The following is a 647-nucleotide window of genomic DNA, read 5'->3' as shown; positions in this document are numbered from 1 at the left end:
TCCCAGTCACCTATTCGGCTTCTGTCTTCGACTATTTTTGGTCGTTCGCTAATACTTACTCTATTCTTAATTTGCCCACGTAAATCGCCATATTTACGTTGTTTACGTCTTTTTTTATGCCTCTTAGCTAAGTCTTTGTATAGCTCTCCACCTGCTTTAAAATCCTTAATCACCCATTGATAGATTGTTTCATGGCTGACATACATTAATTCATCTGACGGGTTATCCTTCTTAAGCCGACCTGCTATAGCATCTGGAGACCATCCCATTGCTATTTTACTATGCACAAGCTCGTACAGTGCCTTATTGTTTCTTTTTCTTGCATGCCTAGCGACCTTCCTTCTTGCCATCGCTTTTTCGTGCGCTGCCTCATCGAAATAATCATAGTAGGGTGGCTTATTTCGCTTAACTTCACGCATGATAGTTGTATGGTGTCGATTTAATAGTTTACCAATGGATCGGCAGCTTTCGCCACTATTGAATCGATAGTAGATAGCTTTTCGTTCGAAACTGTTAAGATGTTCGTAAGACATTCTGAATTCCCTCGATAATGAGTTTGGTCGCACTTACTACATTAGCAAATATTTCAGAATGTCATATTTATTGGTGGGTTATGGTCAGTGGTGCACTTGCATAATGAATTCGGG

1 protein-coding gene is annotated in these 647 nt (G+C 40.0%); it reads right to left on the bottom strand.

Features of this window, described 5'->3' with window-relative positions; translation table 11 throughout:
• A partial coding sequence (locus tag ADS77_RS21285; RefSeq protein WP_152960667.1) for an IS30 family transposase occupies window positions 1–533 on the bottom strand: 533 nt, incomplete at its 3' end.
• Window positions 534–647 lie beyond the last annotated feature (114 nt).

Source organism: Pseudoalteromonas porphyrae (assembly GCF_001298125.1).
Taxonomy (GTDB): Bacteria; Pseudomonadota; Gammaproteobacteria; order Enterobacterales; family Alteromonadaceae; genus Pseudoalteromonas; species Pseudoalteromonas neustonica.
Note: the sequence above shows the minus strand (reverse complement) of the source record. Positions and strands in the feature narration are given on the sequence as shown.